Origin of the sequence: Hwanghaeella sp. (genome assembly GCF_965227365.1) — a bacterium.
GTDB lineage: Bacteria > Pseudomonadota > Alphaproteobacteria > UBA8366 > Aestuariispiraceae > Hwanghaeella.
On sequence record NZ_OZ245754.1, the window covers coordinates 65999 to 83502 of the forward strand.

The following is a 17504-nucleotide window of genomic DNA, read 5'->3' on the forward strand; positions in this document are numbered from 1 at the left end:
CGGTTTCGGGTTAATGAATGGTGGCGGTGTCGGGCACCGCCGGTGTGCCGCGTCGTTGCATCAAGAGGACTGCCTTGGCGACCCGAACCGCGCCCTTGCCATCTATCAGGTTTCTGCCGCGGCTGGTCATGTTTCGGCGCATCTCGCGGTTATTCGCTACGTCGAGGACAACCTTGGCCAGTTCGTCGGGTGTGGTGCGGTCCGCCGCTTGGCCGAAAATCGTGACGCCGGCGCGGATGGCGGCCTCCGTAGCGGGTGCCTGGTTATCAGCGAGAACAAGGGTGACGGAGGGGACGCCCATGGCGGCCCGCTCCTGCAAACCGACGCCGCCGGCGCCGATGACCAGATCCGCCGCGGCCATCAATTCCGCCATCGACCCGGTATCAACAACCAGTTCTGCATTGCCACGATAGCGCGAAAACTGGTCCCGAACATGGGTCAAATGCGGACATTCCGATCCCAGCGCGACGACGATATCCGGCGAGAAACCTCTACCGCACAGGATCGATAGGGCCTTCAGGGTCAGTGCGGTGGCGTTGCCGGTATCGGCGCGGCCCATGGAAATCAATACCGTGCCGACCTGTTCCGCCGGATCGCGTACCGGACTGAAGGCCGGGTCGATCAACGCATATCGCGGACCCAACAGAGCTGGGATTCCGGCGATCTCGCGGCCGGTCATCTGGAACCCCGCATTGACGGCCAGATCCGCAGCGCGCGGCGGCATGCCCAGGTCATCGAGGAAAACCAGCGGGCCGGCTTGCGCGTAACGGTCAGTGGTTTCGCCGCTGAGTTCATAGCCATCGAGCACGCAGCCGGCGGCGGCAGAGACCGCGGCGCCGGTATCGGTACGCACGTCATGGCCCGCTGCCCGGACCCTTTGGGCGGCCGCGTCCGAATCCGGATCCAAGTGAAACTCCATGCCGATCGGAGCAATCGACCGCATCGCGTTTGCAAGGACCAGACAGCGGCTCAAATGCCCACCCCCGTGGCGCGGCGCGCTTGCCACGCGAAACAGCCATCGTTCGGCAAGGCCGTGGCCCATGTCACGACACCGTCTCTTCGAGGCAATCTACGACCCGATCGACCTCGTCTTCCGTCATCATCGGGAAGAGCGGCAGGCTGAGTTCTTTCTCATACCAGCCGTCGGCGCCCGGAAGGGTCAGGTTCCCCATCAGGTCGCGGAAGAATGGCTGTCGGTGAAGCGGGATGTAATGTACCTGGCTGCCGACACCCAAGGTCTTCAGGTCATTCATTACCCGTGCCCGGGATTTCCCGATGCTCTCGAAATCGAACAAGGCGGCGAAGAGATGCCAGGCGGGTTTCGTGTCCGGCAGCCGGGTTTGCGGCCGGATTTTGTTACCGAAGGAAGCCAAACGATCGCAGTAACGGTCCGCCAAGGCCCGGCGGCGGGCGACGAAACCGTCCAGCTTCTGCAACTGGCTGCGCGCCAAGGCGGCCTGCAGATCGGACAGGCGGTAGTTCATGCCGGATTCCAGCATTTCGTAATACCAGGGGTTCAGACCGTCGCCGCCGGAAAAAGCCTGCTCCCGGTCCCGCATGAGGTCCGGATCCCGGGTGACGCCGTGATTGCGCAGGCGGACCAGTTTTTGTGCCAGGGCATCGCTGTTCGTCGTGATGATGCCGCCTTCGCCTGCCGCGATGATCTTCACGGGATGCAGGGAAAAGGTGGAGGCGGTCGCATGGGCGCAGGATCCGACGCGGTCGCCCGCCGGACCGTATTCCGATCCCAAGGCATGGCAGGCATCTTCGATCAAATCCCAGCCATGGGCTTGGGCCAGATCCCACAGGGCTTCCGGATGGGCGGGAATGCCGCCCATGGACATGGGAACGATCGCCTTTACGCGGGCCCGGTCTGCTGCGTCCAGCCTCTCGAAACCGAGGCGATAATGGTCCGGACCGCTGATGCCGGTTTCCGGATCGACATCGACCAAGACGACTTCCGCGCCCGTTTCGCGCGCCATATTGGTGCTGGCCAGGAAGGTGACGGAAGGTACCAGCACGATGTCGCCGGGTCCGAGGCCGGCAGCAAGGAAGGCCAAGTGCAGGGCCGCCGTGCCGCTGGAACAGGCGATCGCGTATTTCGCGCCGACTTTGGCGGCGAAGTCGCGCTCAAGACCATCGACTTCCGGTCCCGTCGTCAGCCAGTCGCTGCGCAGAACAGTCACCACGGCGGCGATGTCGTCGTCTTCGATCATCTGCCGGCCATAGGGAAGGAAGCGTGCCGGGATATCGTCGATCCGCGGCAGTTTCGCTATTTCCTGTTCCAGTGACGGCAGGGTCGTGCCGAAATCGGCCTCGAACTTGTCGACATTCATGCGCAGGTCCGCGGTGCGCGGTGCGCGGTCCGGCATGACGGCGGATGTGCCGACCGTCGCCGTTTCCGTCTGCAGTCCCAGATGGCGTGCGATGCCCAGGCCGAATTCCGCCTTGCTGGCGCCCTGTCTGCAGCCGAGGTTGTAAACCCCGGTCTTGTCGGTTGCCGCCGCCTGAACGATCAGTTCCGACAGGGTTTCAATGTTGAGCGGCGAGAAGATCGAATCCGAGAAAAGCGTGATGGTCTTTCGATCGCGTAGCGAGTTGCTGACGAAATCGCTGAGGCTGTTGCGCCCCTCCGTCCGCGAAGGACCGAAAAAGTTGATCCGCAGGACGAGATGGTTGGGAAAGCCGCGCGCGTTTTCTTCCCCGGCGAGTTTGGTCCGGCCATAGGCGTTCACCGGCGCGGTGTCGGCTTCTTGGTGGGGGCCCGGCAGGTCCGGATAAACCTGATCGGTCGACAGATAGACGAGGCGGCCTTGCGGCGGCATCGCCGAGACGACCGTCGCGACCCCGGTCGCGTTGACGGCCTGGGCCGTGTCGGGGTCCTGTTCACAGGCGTCGACATTGGTGACGGCCGCCGCATAGATGACCAATGACGGGGCGATTTTCGCGATGGCATTCGTCAGGGCCCGATCGTCGGTGATGTCGACGCGGATATCGCCGTGCCTGCGCCCGAGCAGAACCGGATTCCAGCCGGCTTTTGCTACCGCGTCCCGCAGGTAGGGACCGATCAGGCCGGTGCCGCCGATGATCAGACAGGTCTTCATGGGAAATCGCCGCCGACGTGTCGGTTCGCTTATTCGGCCTTCTCGATCAGGGCCATCAAGCCTTCGGGCGTCAGCCAGGCGTCGTTCAGATCAGACCGGTATTCGAAGCCGTCGGGCACCCGTGCGCCTTCCTTGCCGAGGATCCTGTAAGTCACCGACTTGTTCTTCGGGATGTTCGTCGGCGCAATGATGAAGCAGTTGTCGTATTCCAGGGTGTTGATGGCGTCATCGCGCGTGATCATGGCTTCGTGCAGTTTCTCGCCAGGGCGGATACCCACTTCGTGGGTCGGGTAACCCGGCGCTATCGTTCCGACCAGATCCGTCAGGCTCATGCTCGGAATTTTCGGCACGAAGATCTCGCCGCCGACCATCTCACCCAGGCTTTGCAGGACGAAATCCACGCCCTGTTCAAGTGTGATCCAGAACCGGGTCATGCGTTTGTCGGTGATCGGCAGGGACTCGACCTTGCGCGCCATCATCTCCCGAAAGACGGGGACGATACTGCCGTTGCTGCCAAGCACGTTGCCGTAGCGGACGACACCGAACTTCGTGCCCATTTCGCCGGCTAGATTGTTCGCCGCCACGATCAGCTTGTCGGAACACAGTTTGGTGGCGCCGTACAGGTTGACCGGGTTTGCGGCCTTGTCGGTCGACAGCGCAATGACCTTTTTGACCTTGGCATCCAGGGACACGTTCACGACGTTTTCCGCGCCGAGGATGTTCGTCTTGATGGTTTCGATCGGATTGTATTCCGCAACCGGCACATGCTTGATCGCGGCGGCGTGGACGACATAGTCGATGCCGCTCATCGCGCGCCGCAGCCGGGCTTCGTCCCGCACATCGCCGATGAAATAGCGCAGCGCCGGATGGTCGGTCGAGGACAACTGCCGTTCCATGGCGACCTGTTTCTGTTCGTCACGGCTGAAGATCACCAGCCGGGAAGGCTTATAGCTTTCCAAGACACGTCGAACGAAGGCTTGCCCGAAAGATCCTGTGCCGCCGGTGACAAGGATGCCCTTCCCGTTCAGGTCAACGGTCGGCTTGGGATTGAAGTCGGTATTTCCGGTCATCGTTTCTTCGTTTCTTTATTGAATGAGTATCGAATGTCGGTTGCGGCACAGAGCCGCCCGATGGGCCTAGTCCTTGAAGCGCAGCAGCATATGGACCTCTGAGGAAAGCTTGCGCCGGTCCAGCAGCATCTGCATGTCGTCGATCATGGGAACGATCGTCTCCCGCCACATCGGTGACAGATCACGGGTTTCCGAATTCCGTTCCAACTCGACCAGGACGGAGCGGAAAAGGTCTACCATGTCGGTGCCGAACCACCATTCCGCGGCCCGTTCCAATCCGAATTCCCGGCAAACCCAATCGATCGACTTTTCGGTGAAGAGATGGGTGTGCCCGGCCGACAATTGACGCTGGAAGACCTTCGGAAAAATCGACTCCAGAACAACGCTGGTGCTCAAAAGCGGAATCGAGATGAAGAAATACCTGACATTCGGATTTCTTTTCAGTGCCGCCAATATGTCCCGCGGATGTTGGACATGTTCGAGAACCCCGATCATGGAGACGACGTCGGCTTCGATCTCGCCTGCCATGGAAACGGTGTCGTCCAACTCGTGCTGAACGACGGCCCCGGGGGCGATCATCTGGTTGGCAAGGTTCGTTTGAACGCTGGAGACCTCGTAACCGGTCGAACTCGTCCAGCCTGCATCGCGCATGGCAGCGACGAAATACCCGGACCCGGCGCCGAAATCGGCATAGCGAAGCGAGGCAGGATCTTCGCCCTGTTCCGTCAGGGCTTCGCCAAGGAACTCGGCCTTGGGCGCATAGATCCCGCTGACACGGCTCCGGTATGCCTCCCGGTCCTGCGCGGTGTAGGTTTTGGCATAATCCGCGCCGCCGGCCGCCGTATAGACCGCCGCGCAGAAGGCATCCGTGTCTTCATGCGCACCGGACAGATGGCCGCATCGGTCGCAGATCGTATAGGCGATTTCCTGCTTGGTGAAGGAGGCGCCGGACAATGGCGCATCACAGCATTTGCAGGTCTTGCGCAGGGGCTGCTGCTTGTAAACGGCGCCGATTTTCGAGAGTTCCGCCTGGAGACGGTCGTTATCCGAAAAGAAATCGGCTTTCTGGGAGAGCAGCGCACCGGCGCTTTTTCCGAATTTCAGCATTTGTCTACAGTCTTCCCTTCCACCCCTTGTCGGAGAGCCTCTTCAGAACGCAACCGCATGCGATGCGGCGGACTGACCGTTGAACGCGTTTGCGTACCAGGTGCTGGTTTCCAGCAACTCGGCATGGGGGCCTGCCGCTTCGACCTTTCCTGCGCGCAGAACCACGATCTGGTCGGCATTGGCCGTTGTCGCCAGGTTGTGGCCGATCAGCACAATCGTGATGTCGGTCTCTTCACGGATGCGCGTCAGCGCCGCCCGGAACAGCGCTTCCGATTCTGCATCCAGACTGGCGGTCGGTTCGTCCAACACCAAAAGGGGCGCCTTGCGCACCAGCGCGCGGGCCAGGTCCAGCCGTTGGCGCTGGCCGCCCGAAAGGCGGTTGCCGTTCTCGCCCAGCAATGTATCGAACCCTTCGGGCAGTCCCATGATGAAGTGATAGGCATTGGCCAGTTTGGCCGCTTCCACGATTTGATCCTCGGTTGCTTCGGCAAAGCCGTAGCGAATGTGATCGCGGACGGAGACGTTGAACATTTGCGGCTGCTGGGGCGCGAAGGAGATCGCCTGCCGCAGACTGTCGGTCCGGAACTCCTCCATGGGCACGCCGTCGACGGTAATGCGACCGCTATCAGGGCGGCGCAGCCGCGGCAGCAAATCGATCAATGTGGATTTTCCGGCTCCCGACGGGCCGACGATGGCGCTCATCCTGCCGGCCGGAAAGGTCAGGGTGACGCCATGCAGGGCCTTCGCACCGTCACCGTCATCGGTTCCCGCACCATAAGAGAAATGCACGTCGTCGAAAGCGATGCCGTCGGCGATCTTCTCCAATTTCCGGGTCCCGGTATTCTCGTCCCGATCCTGCTCCAATTCATTGAGCCGCCGCACGACGACATCGACGGAGCCGATATTGCCGAGATAACCCTGGCGGTGGGCAATCAGGTCTTTGACCACGGGAACAAGCCGGACAAGGATGAAGAAGAACAGCAGAATACGTTCCAGCTTCATTCCCATCACTTCGGACGAGGCGTAGAGCAGGACGAAAGCGGCCAACAGGATTACCGGTTCGATCGCCGTCGTCATCAGGGCGAAAATCCGGCGCCGTTCCAGGGCCACGTCCCGCTGTTTGGCGGTGAAGTCTCGCAGAAGTTCGGTTTCGGCCTGTTCCACACCCGCCAGGCGGATCAGGCGGACATGCTTCAGACGTTCGACGAGGAAGGCCAGCAGCTTCTGGTTCGATGCCGTGGCCCGAATACTGACATCCCGCATGCGCCGGAACAGGAAGCTCAGACCGATACCGGAAACGGCGAAGACCAGAATGGCGCCCAGGCTGAGCATCGGCGAGATCGTGACGGCGACGATACTGTAACCGACCAGCATCAGCGAGAAGCTGACGAAATTGATCGACGAGCGAACGGCGCTGAGAGTCCCTTCCAATTCCATCGTCAACTCATTGACGAAATCGCCGCCCTTGAGCTTGTCATGGTAGGAAAGCTTGGCATGGACGAAGCGTTCGAAAGCCATGTTCCGGATACGCCGCGCCAGTTCGAATGTGACGTAACCGACAAACATCTCGCGGATGAAGAAGAAGGCCTGCCGCATCAGAATTGCAAGGAAGCAAAGTGCCAGCAGAGGGGCCAGTGTCGGCGTCAATCCGACCACCGACAGGACTTGGTCCAGAATCTGCCAAATCCGGCCCGTGGGTTCGGCCGCGCCGTCCACGGAGGCGTTGGAGAGATATTCCAGGATCGGCAGCAGCATGCCGATACCGATCCCTTCGAAAACGACGGCCCCCAATTGAACGGCTATCAGGATGACGATCCAGTGTTTCGGGACCTTCAGCGTTCGCAGATTCTGGACAATACCGGGAAGAAGCACGGCAGGGTTACCGATCGTTGGCAAAGGTGTTGATGTCGGCCGGGCCGCCAAGATCGATCCAGTATTCATGAATCGGAAATACGCCGATCTTCATGCCCAATTCATGCGCGCGCTCCAGCACGTCCGGCATGTCGATGCGCTCGCCCTTCCTGACCAGGGCGAAGATCTCCGGCGAAAGGTAATAGACCCCGGCCGCTATATGGCGGGTGAATTTCGGTTTTTCATGGATGCCGCGAAAGCCGCCGGCCTCGTCGAACTCGACGACACCGAACGGGATATCGAAGGAATAGGGTGAAACGCAGACGACGGCGTCGTAGTCGTGACGCAAATAGAACTGGTGCAGCGCCGCGAAGTCGATATCGGTGACGACGTCGGCGTTCATCACCAGGGCCGGGGCCTTCGGTGTTTCATGCAGCAGGGCCAATGCCCCGGCGGTGCCCAAGGGTTCGCTCTCTTCGATCAGGGAGATGGAGGCTTTGTTGGATCTTTTGTCGACATAGGTCCGGATCTGGTCGGCCCGGTAGTGAACGGCGACGTCGGTCCTGTCGATGCCTGCCTCTTCCAAAGCCAGGAGCACCCGTTCCATGATCGGCTTTCCAGCGACCTCGACCAGCGGTTTCGGTGTGTTCTTGGTCAATTCGCCCAGCCGGGTTCCGAAGCCGCCGGCCATGATCAGGGCCTGCTCGATACCCGCGCCGGTCTGCCGGTTCAGGCTGACGATTTCGACCAGTCTCGACTGATCGTCCAGAACGGGCAGGAAATTGACCGGCCGGCCTTTGTCGAACAGCTGATCCTTGATGCCGTCCGGATCGTAACTCAATCCGAACTTGAAGGCCGTGAACATGCACTCCTCGGCAAGCGCGTCGAGGGTCAAGCCGTGCAACAGTCCGCGCCGGATATCGCCATCGGTGACCGTGCCGGCAAGCCTGCCGTCATCGTCCACCACAAGCTGGCAAAGCAGATCGGTGGCGTTGATCCGTTCCAGTATCGTCCGCAGGGGGGTGTCCCGGCGACAGGTATACGGTTCGGTATCGGTTATCCGCAGCATTTGTCCTTACCGTCGACCGAACAGACCAGCAAATCCACTCGGTCTATTCTTCCTGTCCGCTGCCATGCATCAGATGCGGGTTGATCGGCTCGTAGGGCCGGCTTTTCTGGACCACGCAGCCTTCGCACAACGTGCCCTTGATCTTGCGGTCTAGATGGCGCTGGCGGAGCTCCTTGAACTCGTCGGAATGCCAGGCCTCCATCAGGGTTTGGTCGTTCAGATTACCGACCACCAGATCCGCGTTGAAGTCGCTGCAGCACGCAAGCAGATAACCCTCCAGGCTGACGTTCAGATAGGACCACAGCTGATAGCAGGGCAGTGCCGTGCGCTGGCGGTTCAGCGGGATGGACCGATCGACATGCTCATAGCTGACATAGGGACGCGGCGTCCCGTTCCGATCGGCGGATTTGTGCAGCGGTGTGCCGATCACGATGAACGGATATCGCACGACCTCGTCGACCAAATGCCCGACCCGTTCTTTCAGCGTGTCGAAAGTGTGCTTGTTCTGCTCGGTTTCGACGAAGCTGACGAACAGGCGCAGTTTCGGGTTCTTGGTGCGGCGATATTCGGCGCAGCGTTCGATGTTGTTGATCACCTCTTCGAAATCGTCATGCCCATGGACCAGTTCATAGGTCTCCCGGTCGCCGGCGTTGACGGAGAACTTGATGCTGTCCAGGCCGGCATCCAGGGCCGCTTCCAAACGTGGTGAAACCGGGCGTCCGCCGTTCGAGGAAAGGTAGACATAGGTGAAACCCAGATCCTTGGCCGCCTTCACGAAACTGGGAAGCTGCTTGTTCAGGAAGGGCTCGCCCGTGCTGTAGAAACTGATCTCCTTGATCCCGTTCGCCGCGGCGTCCTTCATGACGGTATGCACCAGATCCGGCTTCATCACGGCGCGGGTGCGGGTCATCGTCGGGTTCGGACAGAAGAAGCACATGTGATTGCATGAGTTATTGATTTCGATGGAAATCTTGCCCGGCAACGGCGGCGCCAGATCATGCGCCCCGATGTCGAAGCGCTTGTTGATTTCGCCGGACAGGGCGCCGAGCCCGTCATCCGTCTGCGTATTGTTGTCGATATCGCTCATTCTATCATCCAATCGAAAATTCGTTTTGGGCAGGCCGTTGAAACCTAAACGGCGGACCGCATCATGTCCGCGCTACCAAGCGCGGCGGGAAATTCTCTTTCGAGCGCGTCACAGGCGCCGGCGATGACCGCATCGTCATAGCTCGACATATCCACATAGTCATAGGCGCCCAGATCGAAAGAGGTGTCGACGACGGCTTGCAGATAGGCCGCGCCGCATTGTGCCGCCTCCTCCCGATCCAGCTTGCCGTCAAAAATCTTGGCGATCGCCGGGGCTAGCGCCGAGAGATCACTGATATGGAACACATGCGGCAGCATGTTGTAGTGATTGTGGGCCCCGAAACTGATCACCGGCGTGCCGGTTGTCGCGGCTTCGAACCCTGAGGATCCGGTGATCACGGCGACAGCGTCTGCCTTTTGGGCGACGGCGAAGCCCTGTTCCCGGATATCCATCCAGACCACGTTCTTCAATTCCGCGATCTGGTCGTACATGTTGTCCGGTCGGCGCCCGACGCCGACGCTTGCTTCCTTGACGACAAGTTTGACGCCGGCGGGAAGGTCGCGCGACAGGGCGGCGATCGCCGTGTGCTGGAAAAAGAATTCCGGTGAGAACTGCTGCAGGGCCACTTCCGGCTCCGTCGCCAGCGGGAAAAAGACGAAACGCGTGTTCTCCAGATCGGCCAGGCGAACCATTTCCTTCCCGCACATGCGCCGGGAGTCCCGCCACATGCGGTACAGCATGTAAATCTGGTCGTACAGCCGGTAGCCGCGCGCCTTTTCGTAACCGCGGATGCGCCAATACATGTGCCGCAAGAACATGTCGGCCAATCGTCCGGCAAGATTGCTGATCCGCGTTCTCTTCAGGAATTGCGCGTCGACCGCGCCGACCAGCTTGTAGGGTTTGTCCAGGACGTGACGGGAAAACGCCGAAAGGTCCATGTCCTTATAGGCAGCGGGCAGCAATTCGCTTTCGTTGAACTCGTTGCAGGTCCAGAAATGCAGGTTCTTGTGTCGGGATCCGGCCAGCTTCCGGTAGGGAACACCCATGACCCGGCAGATGCAGGGAATTTCCGCCGGTCCGCCCAGGACAAGGGTTATCGCCTTTTCCCGGATCTCATTTTCCCAATACTCGAAATGACGATTATAGGCGTTGATCGTCGAGTTGTCGGTCGATTCCAGCGCCTGCTTGGACCTTGGGTGATAAAAGCCACCCAGCGCGTAGCCCCGGCCGAGATGGCGGTTCGCGACATTCATCGAGGCATAGGTCCGGCCGATCTTCGCTTCCCATTCGCGTGCGGTTTCGATCGCGGCGGCGGGGTCGGCGGGCTCTTCCAGGGCAAGGTTCGCCAGGGTGGGGGCCTGTATGATGGAGGCGAGGGCGCCGTCCTCGTTCCGCTTTTCGTAATAGGCGACCTCTTCCTTGGTCCAGCAATACAGATGCACGGTGCTGCCGTGCCGCTTTTTCAACTCGCGCACGATATCGAGCAGGAGCAGGCGGCTCTGCGCATTTGCCAGCAAGGCGATCGTTTCGAATTCAGACATCACTTCTATCCGGTCAATCCTGTATGGCCTGCTCGAATTCCGGCCGTTCGGTAAATTCCTCGGCCAATTGAGCGAGCAGGGTGTAATCCTTGTACCCTTCCGGGGTGCCGATCCGCTGGCGCAGAACGCCTTCCGTCTTCCAGCCGAGCTTGGTGACGGCGCGGATGAAGGCCGGGTTCCGGCTGCCGGCGTCGACACGGTTCAGGGCCTCGGTCCGGAACAGATATTTGCTCACAAGGTAGATCGCTTCCGTTCCGACGCCCTTGCCCCAGACCGCGGGTTCCCCGATCAGGATGCTGATATCCGCCCGGCCGTTGGGCCTGTCGACGGGCCCGAATTTCACATTGCCGACATGGCCGTGCTCCGGGTGATGGATGCCGAGCACCGCTTCTCCCTCGGCGAGGCCGGAAAGATAGGCTTGTGCCTCCCGTGCGGTCGGCCGGGGCGCGCCGCGCCGCTGGGAGTATTCGTTCACGACCGGATCGGCGAGCCAATCCAGATAGCGGTCATGAACGTCACCCGGCAGGAACGGACGCAGCGTCAGGCGCCGCCCTTTCAGGACAGGACTCGCGGTTTCACTCATGCGGTCAGCACGGCCTGCAGGTGATCCGCGAATTTCAGCAGCAGATAGTCGTTATAGCGGCGCGAGACGATCTGGATGCCGACCGGCAGGTTTTCCCTGCCTTTCAGCGCCGGGATCGAAATCGCCGGCATGCCGCAGGCGGTCCAGATCAGGCAATGATCGGGCAGGTCGCCGCTATACAGGCCCGTCGGCGCTTCGCCCGCCGTCGACAGGCCGATCAGAATGTCGACCTCGGCGGCGGCCTTGTCGATCTGACGCGACAGGGCGGACTGCAGCTGGACGTCCTTCTGGTATTGCGCCGGATCGACCGCGCGACCGCTCTCGATCATGTTCTGCATGGTCTCGCTGAACAGGGACTGATCGGCTTTCCATTCCAGATCGAAATAATAGGCGAGCGCCCGGCTGTAGATCCGCTCGTGCATGTCATGCGCTTCGTCGAATTCCGCCGGCAGCCGGAAGTCGACGATCTCGCATCCCGCCGCGGCCAGCTTTGCGACGGCCGCGTCCAGCCCGGCGCGGGCCTCGGCGGTTTCGAATTCCGTCTTCGGGCCGGCGACGACGCCAATCTTCCAGGGCCTGTTGGCGACCGTTTGACGGGTCTCGTCGTTCAGGGCGGTTTCGCTGATCGGATAGTTGTGGCCCCGTACCCGGCAGACTTCGAACAGCAGGCGCAGATCGTCGATCGACCGCGCCATGAAGCCCAGACTGTCCAGGGTGTCCGTGGTCTTCAACACGCCGGTGCGCGGCAACAGGCCGAAGGACGGCTTGAAGCCGTAGATGCCGCAATAGCTGGCCGGGCGAATGATCGACCCCGCGGTCTGGCTGGCCAGGGCCACCGGGACCATGCGCGAGGCGACCGCGACGGCCGAGCCGCTGGAAGAGGTGCCCGGCGAGCGCGCCTGGTCGAGCGGATGGATCGTCGGGCCCGGATGATGCACGGCGAATTCCGCCGTCTCGGTCTTGCCGACGACGATCCCCGCCTCAAGGCGGATGTCGGATACCAGCCTGGCGTCGTTGCCCGGCGTATACCCGTCCATGATGGTGCTGCCCATGCCGGTCGGGAAGTCGTAGGTGTTGTAGATGTCCTTCACCCCGAGCGGGACGCCCTGCATCGCCTTCAACGGCGTGCCCGCGTCGAATTTCGCGTCCAATTCGGCCGCCCGTTGCAGGGCGAGGTCGGGATCGTAGATGTGCCAGGCATGCAGCCGGGGTTCGAGCTGCTCGATCCGGTCGAGGCAGGCCTGCATGTATTGCGCGGCCGTGACCTGCCGGCTGCGCAGCATGTCGATATACTCGCTGGCGGTCCATTCCGCGACGGTGTTGACGGCCAGTTCCGGCAGCGAGGTTATCTGCCCGGCGGTTTGCTTTTCGGTATTCGGAAGGCTCATGAGTGGGATCGAATTCCAGCTTGATGGGTGAATGCGGGCCGGTTGCGGCTCAGCCCAGCACGTCCTTGCCTTTGTCGTCGCGCTTTTCCTTGAGGATCCGATAGAACTCCTCCTCGGAATAGCCGGTGATTTCCAGATAGTAGTCGAGCATTTCGGGCCGTTCGGCATCGACCTGCGCGGCCAGGTCGAAAGCCTCCTCCCGGGTCATCAGGCCGGCGCGGACGTCCTGACTGGCGAAATCCGTGCCGCGGCCGAATCCGCGTTTGATGTATTTGGCATAGTCGTGGACGCCGGCCATCTTGCACTCGACGCTCTTGTACCATTTGTACGAGCCTTCGACCTTGTCCTCGCGCCAGCCGTATTCATCGACCAGGAACTCGGTCTGGCGTTCATGGTCCCAGAACACGAAATCGCCCAGGAAGACGCCGTAGATTCCGGCCTCGACCAGTTCCTCTTCGCTCGGCGGGAAGAACAGGTTCAGTTCCTGGCGGCTGACGCCGTCGCCGACCATCTTTTCCGCCGGAACCTTGATCGATTCCCGCAGGCCGGTTTTGACGAAGTCCTTCTTTTCGCCCAGGTCCTGTTCCCAATAGGTCGTCCGGCCGGAGAATTCCGCCGGCGATTCACCATAGATGATCAGCGGGATCTTGAACTTGCAGGCGACATGGAAGGGATAGGACCAGACACCGGCATGGCAATGCCAGCAACTGTCGCCGATCATCGGTAGCGATTTCCGGGCCAGCTTGTTCACCAAACCGCGGTTCGGCGTATACATCATGTGGTCGACTTCAAGCTTGTCCAGGATGGTCGCCAGATTGTGCTTGCCGGTCTCGGTGAACCAGTTGTGACTGAAGGTCACGGCCAGCGGCGTCAGTCCGAAGACCTTGACCAGAATGTGCAGCTGGAAGGCGCTGTCCTTCCCGCCGCTGATCGGCACCACGCAGTCGTAGTTGTTGCCGGCCTTGGCTTTCGCGTCGTCCAGAATCTTGGCCAGCGATTTCTGCCGCTCGGCCCAGTTGATCCGCATCTTCTGTTCCGACGACCGGCAGGCATGACAGATGCCCAACTCGTCGAAACCGATCGCCTCGCTGGTTTCCGGCATGCAGCAGCGGGTGCAGTATTTCATCTTCGGGAACGGCGGTTCGCCCGATTCCCGCTCCGGGTCGGGGCGCAGGGCCTCCGGATGCATGTTCGGCGTGCGGTTCAAGGAATCCGAATAATCCTGGGTCATTTCACTTCTCCCCGTACAGCGACAGGTTCGATTTTACATTCGGCTGCGACCGCTTCGGCGACCGCCAGGTCGCGCGCATCGTCGATATCGACGGAAAATTCAGCGGGCGCTTCCACCAGCCCAAGGGGCGCGCAATAGACTTCCTCACGCGCGCGCAGGGTCTTCAGGTCGATCGCCCAGGCGGCTCCGTTGGGATAATAGACCGGCCGCAGGTTCTGGCTGTGCTGCTCGTCGGCGCTCAGGCTGCCGGTCATGAACGGCTCCGCCTGTCCGGCGTCGTCGGCCGTCCACATCCAACGCGGATGGTCTTCCACCTTGCGGGCCAAGAAAACGCAATTGAAACCGCCGCTCAACTGCCGATCCAGACATGCGTCGAAATGTTCCGGGCGCACAAAGGGCGTCGTCGCCTGGATCAGCACCACGGTCCGGTAGCGCTCGTTGTAGATTTCCTCGGCGCTGTCGACAGCATGCAGCAGGATGTCCGTGTCGCGGGCGTAGTCCTCGGCCAGCGCGACGGGCCGCGTGAAAGGAACCTCTATTCCCGCCGCCCGCCCGATCTCGGCGATCTCCGCGTCCTCGGTCGACAGGATGACCCGATCGATCTTGCTGGCCATCGCCGCCCGGCAGGTCCAGGCGACCAGCGGCAACCCCGCCAGGGGGCGAACGTTCTTGCGCGGCAGGCGCTTCGAGGCGCCGCGCGCGACCACCACGCCAAGGCTGATCCGTTCGGCCGGTTGTCCCGCGGTCATGTGCCGATCCGCCCTTGCGACTTCTTGGCCAGGGCGCCGAGATCCGCCTGGGTCAGCCCGGCGAGATTGGCCCGTTCGGCGACCACCTTCTTCACCGCACGGCCGATATCGCGCATGTCCTGCTCGGTCGAGGGATGGGCGATGTGGTAGAACCACAGGAACTTCTCTTCCAGCAGGCTTTCGGCGACAGGGCACATGCCCGCTTCATAGACCGGCCAATCCGGACTGCCGCCCCCATTGCAGGTCCAGGGACAGCCCTTGGCGCCATAGGCCACCCGATTCAGGAAGGTTGGGTTCGCATACATGGTCCGCAGATAACCGGTGCCGACGGGAATGCCCTCGGCGCGCAGCGCGGCAACGAAGACCGCCCGGCTGCAACCCATCGCCTCGGCGTTATGCAGCGCGACGAAAAGATGTGGCACATCCTCCGCCGGGCCGTTGCCGTGCCGCTGGCTCGGCGGCAGGTCGATCCCCGGCAGGCCGGACAGTTCCTCGCGCAGGATATCCGCGTTGCGGCTGCGCCAGTCGTTCACCGTATCCAGCTTTTCCAACTGCGCCCGTCCGACCGCGGCGCAAAGTTCCGGCATGCGGAAATTGCAGCCGATGATGTTTTCCATGTCCGAGGGATCGTCATCGGGTTCGAAGACGACCTCGCCGTGATTGATGATCAGCCGCGCGCGCCGGGCCAGTTCCGGGTCGTCGGTGACGATCATGCCGCCTTCGCCGGTCATGATGTTCTTGGATTGCTGCAGGCTGAAGACACCGGCTTTCCCGATCGTGCCGACCATGCGGTCGCGCCATTTGGCGCCCGGCGCCTGCGCGGCATCTTCGATGACCACCAGGCCATGCCGATCGGCGATATCGTTCAAGGCGTCCATATTGGCGACATTGCCGGTCAGGTGAACGGGCAGGATTGCCTTGGTTCGCGGCGTGATCGCCTCTTCGACCTTTTTCGGATCGATACAGAAGGTGTCGGGTTCGACGTCGACGAAGACCGGAATGGAATTGAACAGCAGCACCGCGCTGCCGGTCGCGGTATAGGAGATGGCGGGCACGATCACCTCATCCCCCGGCCCGACCCGTGCGGCGGCCAGGGCGACGCTGATCCCGGTCGTCGCCGCGTTGATCGGAATGGCGTATTTGGCGCCCATCTTCGCGGCGAAACCGGCGGAGAACTGGCGGACATTTTCCCCGCCCAGGAAGTGCCAGTATTCGCTGAGCGATGCGGCTTCCGCACTCGGCATCCGAAGCACGTCTTCCATATTCGGCATGACGGACCCGATATAGCGGGAGAAGTTCTTCTCCCGAACCGCGCGCAGGACCATTTCCTCTTCCGCGCCGTCGACCATGGGTTCGACGTTGAAGGGGGTCGTCCGCGCGGGCGCGCCGCCGAATAGTGCAAGGGAATCAGCCATGGGCCGGTAATCCTTATTCAGACCTTTGTTCAGACCGATGCTCGGGCCGGTGTTCGGGCCGATATTCGGATCCTTGGGGGAATCAGACCGGCGCGCCACCCGGCTCGGCAGGTTCGCGAACCGTGTCCGCCAGTTGCTCCAACAGGACCTGGACCTGCAGGGCGGCGGCGGCGCCGTCCTCTTCCTCGTGCGATTTCCCTTCCAGCCGATCCGCGATTTCCCGCGCGATGACGATGAAGGGAGAATGCGTCGATGGTGTTTCGATCGTCTCGACGGCCGGAAGGCTCAACTCGCGGTAACCGGAGAACCGGGCGCTTTCCGCGAACATCTCGGTTGAGATCGATCCGGTGCCTTCGCGGCAGATCAGGCGGCCTTCGGTCCCGATGGCCTCCGCCTCCACGACAAGGTCGTTCCGTCGGCTGGTGACCTGAAGGATACCCGATGCGCCGCTGCTATACAGAAACAGCCCGGAAACCGCAGGTTCCCCATGCTGCGTCAACGCGGGAACGGGCAGGCCCCGCATGGACGTGATCTCCCCGCCAAGCCATCGAAGCAGACTGACGGCATGGCTGCCGATGCTCCAAAGCCGGTTGGGCATGGCGACCCGAAGGCAGGTTATCTCACCGATCTCACCGCTATCCATGCGTTCCTTGAAGCGCTGCCACAGCGGATGCCACTCGCGGACGTAGGAAACCAACAGTTCCGTCTTGTTCCTGACGCAAAGCTCCGCGATCGCTTCCGCATCTTCGACGCTGGTGGCCAGCGGCTTTTCGCACCAGAGAATTCGCGGCGCCCGGATCGCGAAAATCGTTTCCACCGCATCGCGATGGGCGTCGTTCGGGGAACAGACGCTGACGACTTCCGGTTCGCAGGCGCGCATCATTTCGCCGATATCGTCGAACAGCGGCACTTCCGGATGACGTGCGGCGAAATCCGATCTCGCCGCCTCGGACGGGTCGAAGGCCCCCGCCAGTTCGATGCTGTCGGCGACGGCCCGGTAGGCGCCGAGATGCGTCGCGATGACCGTTCTGCCCGGTTCGTCGTCGAACCGCCAAGCGACTTGGCCCAACCCGACTAGGACGGCTTTGAACATGCGTCGACCGACCCTGGAAAGGGGTGTTGATTGTTGAGTGTCATGTCCTGTTTGTCTTTGCGCGGGGCCGCGCCGGGGCGGTCCGATAAGGAAGCGGGTGTATCTGCCTGCCAATCAATAAGCGGGTTCATATCGGAACCCGATGGCTTCGGGCGGTTCAAAAGAGATGTTTCCAATGCTACCGCAGTCGGCAAGAATCCCTGCCGACCCGGTTTT

The 17504-nt window shown here is 61.6% G+C and carries 14 protein-coding genes; all 14 read right to left on the bottom strand.

Features of this window, described 5'->3' with window-relative positions; all coding sequences use genetic code 11:
• Nucleotides 1–10: 10 nt before the first annotated feature.
• Nucleotides 11–1042, bottom strand: coding sequence for a PseG/SpsG family protein (locus ACQK2G_RS00300; protein WP_425403010.1), 1032 nt, complete (start codon nt 1040–1042; stop codon nt 11–13).
• 1 nt (nt 1043) lies between these two features.
• The gene (pseC, locus tag ACQK2G_RS00305; protein ID WP_425403011.1) at nt 1044–3104 is read right to left on the bottom strand and encodes a UDP-4-amino-4,6-dideoxy-N-acetyl-beta-L-altrosamine transaminase; all 2061 of its coding nucleotides are present in this window, start codon (nt 3102–3104) and stop codon (nt 1044–1046) included.
• A gap of 29 nt (nt 3105–3133) precedes the next feature.
• Nucleotides 3134–4174, bottom strand: a complete 1041-nt coding sequence (gene pseB / locus ACQK2G_RS00310) for a UDP-N-acetylglucosamine 4,6-dehydratase (inverting) (protein ID WP_425403012.1) — start codon at nt 4172–4174, stop codon at nt 3134–3136.
• Between the two features lie 66 nt (nt 4175–4240).
• Nucleotides 4241–5281, bottom strand: a complete 1041-nt coding sequence (locus ACQK2G_RS00315; protein WP_425403013.1) for a class I SAM-dependent methyltransferase — start codon at nt 5279–5281, stop codon at nt 4241–4243.
• A gap of 42 nt (nt 5282–5323) precedes the next feature.
• Entirely contained in the window at nt 5324–7153 is a 1830-nt protein-coding gene (locus tag ACQK2G_RS00320) for an ABC transporter ATP-binding protein (protein WP_425403014.1), read from the bottom strand.
• Nucleotides 7154–7160: 7 nt separating this feature from the next.
• Complete coding sequence (locus ACQK2G_RS00325) at nt 7161–8201, bottom strand: sugar phosphate nucleotidyltransferase (protein ID WP_425403015.1); 1041 nt, start codon at nt 8199–8201, stop codon at nt 7161–7163.
• 43 nt (nt 8202–8244) lie between these two features.
• Entirely contained in the window at nt 8245–9288 is a 1044-nt protein-coding gene (locus tag ACQK2G_RS00330) for a radical SAM/SPASM domain-containing protein (RefSeq protein WP_425403016.1), read from the bottom strand.
• Between the two features lie 44 nt (nt 9289–9332).
• Nucleotides 9333–10829 (bottom strand): hypothetical protein, encoded by a 1497-nt coding sequence (locus ACQK2G_RS00335; protein WP_425403017.1) that lies wholly within the window; start codon nt 10827–10829, stop codon nt 9333–9335.
• Between the two features lie 13 nt (nt 10830–10842).
• Nucleotides 10843–11412 carry a GNAT family N-acetyltransferase gene (locus tag ACQK2G_RS00340; protein ID WP_425403018.1) on the bottom strand — a complete coding sequence of 190 codons (570 nt, stop codon included), beginning with the start codon at nt 11410–11412 and terminating at the stop codon, nt 10843–10845.
• Nucleotides 11409–12800 carry an amidase gene (locus ACQK2G_RS00345; RefSeq protein ID WP_425403019.1) on the bottom strand — a complete coding sequence of 464 codons (1392 nt, stop codon included), beginning with the start codon at nt 12798–12800 and terminating at the stop codon, nt 11409–11411. The genes ACQK2G_RS00340 and ACQK2G_RS00345 overlap by 4 nt, the downstream gene beginning before the upstream one ends.
• A 49-nt stretch (nt 12801–12849) precedes the next feature.
• Complete coding sequence (locus ACQK2G_RS00350) at nt 12850–14031, bottom strand: N-acetyl sugar amidotransferase (RefSeq protein ID WP_425403020.1); 1182 nt, start codon at nt 14029–14031, stop codon at nt 12850–12852.
• A complete protein-coding gene (locus ACQK2G_RS00355) occupies nt 14028–14780 on the bottom strand; it encodes a cytidylyltransferase domain-containing protein (protein WP_425403021.1) in 753 nt (250 codons plus the stop codon). Before ACQK2G_RS00355 ends, ACQK2G_RS00350 begins: the two co-directional genes overlap by 4 nt.
• A complete protein-coding gene (locus tag ACQK2G_RS00360) occupies nt 14777–16195 on the bottom strand; it encodes a DegT/DnrJ/EryC1/StrS family aminotransferase (RefSeq protein ID WP_425403022.1) in 1419 nt (472 codons plus the stop codon). Before ACQK2G_RS00360 ends, ACQK2G_RS00355 begins: the two co-directional genes overlap by 4 nt.
• 82 nt (nt 16196–16277) lie before the next feature.
• Nucleotides 16278–17288 carry a Gfo/Idh/MocA family protein gene (locus tag ACQK2G_RS00365; RefSeq protein ID WP_425403023.1) on the bottom strand — a complete coding sequence of 337 codons (1011 nt, stop codon included), beginning with the start codon at nt 17286–17288 and terminating at the stop codon, nt 16278–16280.
• Between the last annotated feature and the right edge of the window lie 216 nt (nt 17289–17504).

Excerpts from the sequence above, each read along its gene's own strand:
- ACQK2G_RS00300 (WP_425403010.1), bottom strand. The coding sequence starts at position 1,042 with ATGGGCCACGGCCTTGCCGAACGATGGCTGTTTCGCGTGGCAAGCGCG.
- pseC (WP_425403011.1), bottom strand. The coding sequence starts at position 3,104 with ATGAAGACCTGTCTGATCATCGGCGGCACCGGCCTGATCGGTCCCTAC.
- pseB (WP_425403012.1), bottom strand. The coding sequence starts at position 4,174 with ATGACCGGAAATACCGACTTCAATCCCAAGCCGACCGTTGACCTGAAC.
- ACQK2G_RS00315 (WP_425403013.1), bottom strand. The coding sequence starts at position 5,281 with ATGCTGAAATTCGGAAAAAGCGCCGGTGCGCTGCTCTCCCAGAAAGCC.
- ACQK2G_RS00325 (WP_425403015.1), bottom strand. The coding sequence starts at position 8,201 with ATGCTGCGGATAACCGATACCGAACCGTATACCTGTCGCCGGGACACC.
- ACQK2G_RS00330 (WP_425403016.1), bottom strand. The coding sequence starts at position 9,288 with ATGAGCGATATCGACAACAATACGCAGACGGATGACGGGCTCGGCGCC.
- ACQK2G_RS00335 (WP_425403017.1), bottom strand. The coding sequence starts at position 10,829 with ATGTCTGAATTCGAAACGATCGCCTTGCTGGCAAATGCGCAGAGCCGC.
- ACQK2G_RS00340 (WP_425403018.1), bottom strand. The coding sequence starts at position 11,412 with ATGAGTGAAACCGCGAGTCCTGTCCTGAAAGGGCGGCGCCTGACGCTG.
- ACQK2G_RS00345 (WP_425403019.1), bottom strand. The coding sequence starts at position 12,800 with ATGAGCCTTCCGAATACCGAAAAGCAAACCGCCGGGCAGATAACCTCG.
- ACQK2G_RS00350 (WP_425403020.1), bottom strand. The coding sequence starts at position 14,031 with ATGACCCAGGATTATTCGGATTCCTTGAACCGCACGCCGAACATGCAT.
- ACQK2G_RS00355 (WP_425403021.1), bottom strand. The coding sequence starts at position 14,780 with ATGACCGCGGGACAACCGGCCGAACGGATCAGCCTTGGCGTGGTGGTC.
- ACQK2G_RS00360 (WP_425403022.1), bottom strand. The coding sequence starts at position 16,195 with ATGGCTGATTCCCTTGCACTATTCGGCGGCGCGCCCGCGCGGACGACC.
- ACQK2G_RS00365 (WP_425403023.1), bottom strand. The coding sequence starts at position 17,288 with ATGTTCAAAGCCGTCCTAGTCGGGTTGGGCCAAGTCGCTTGGCGGTTC.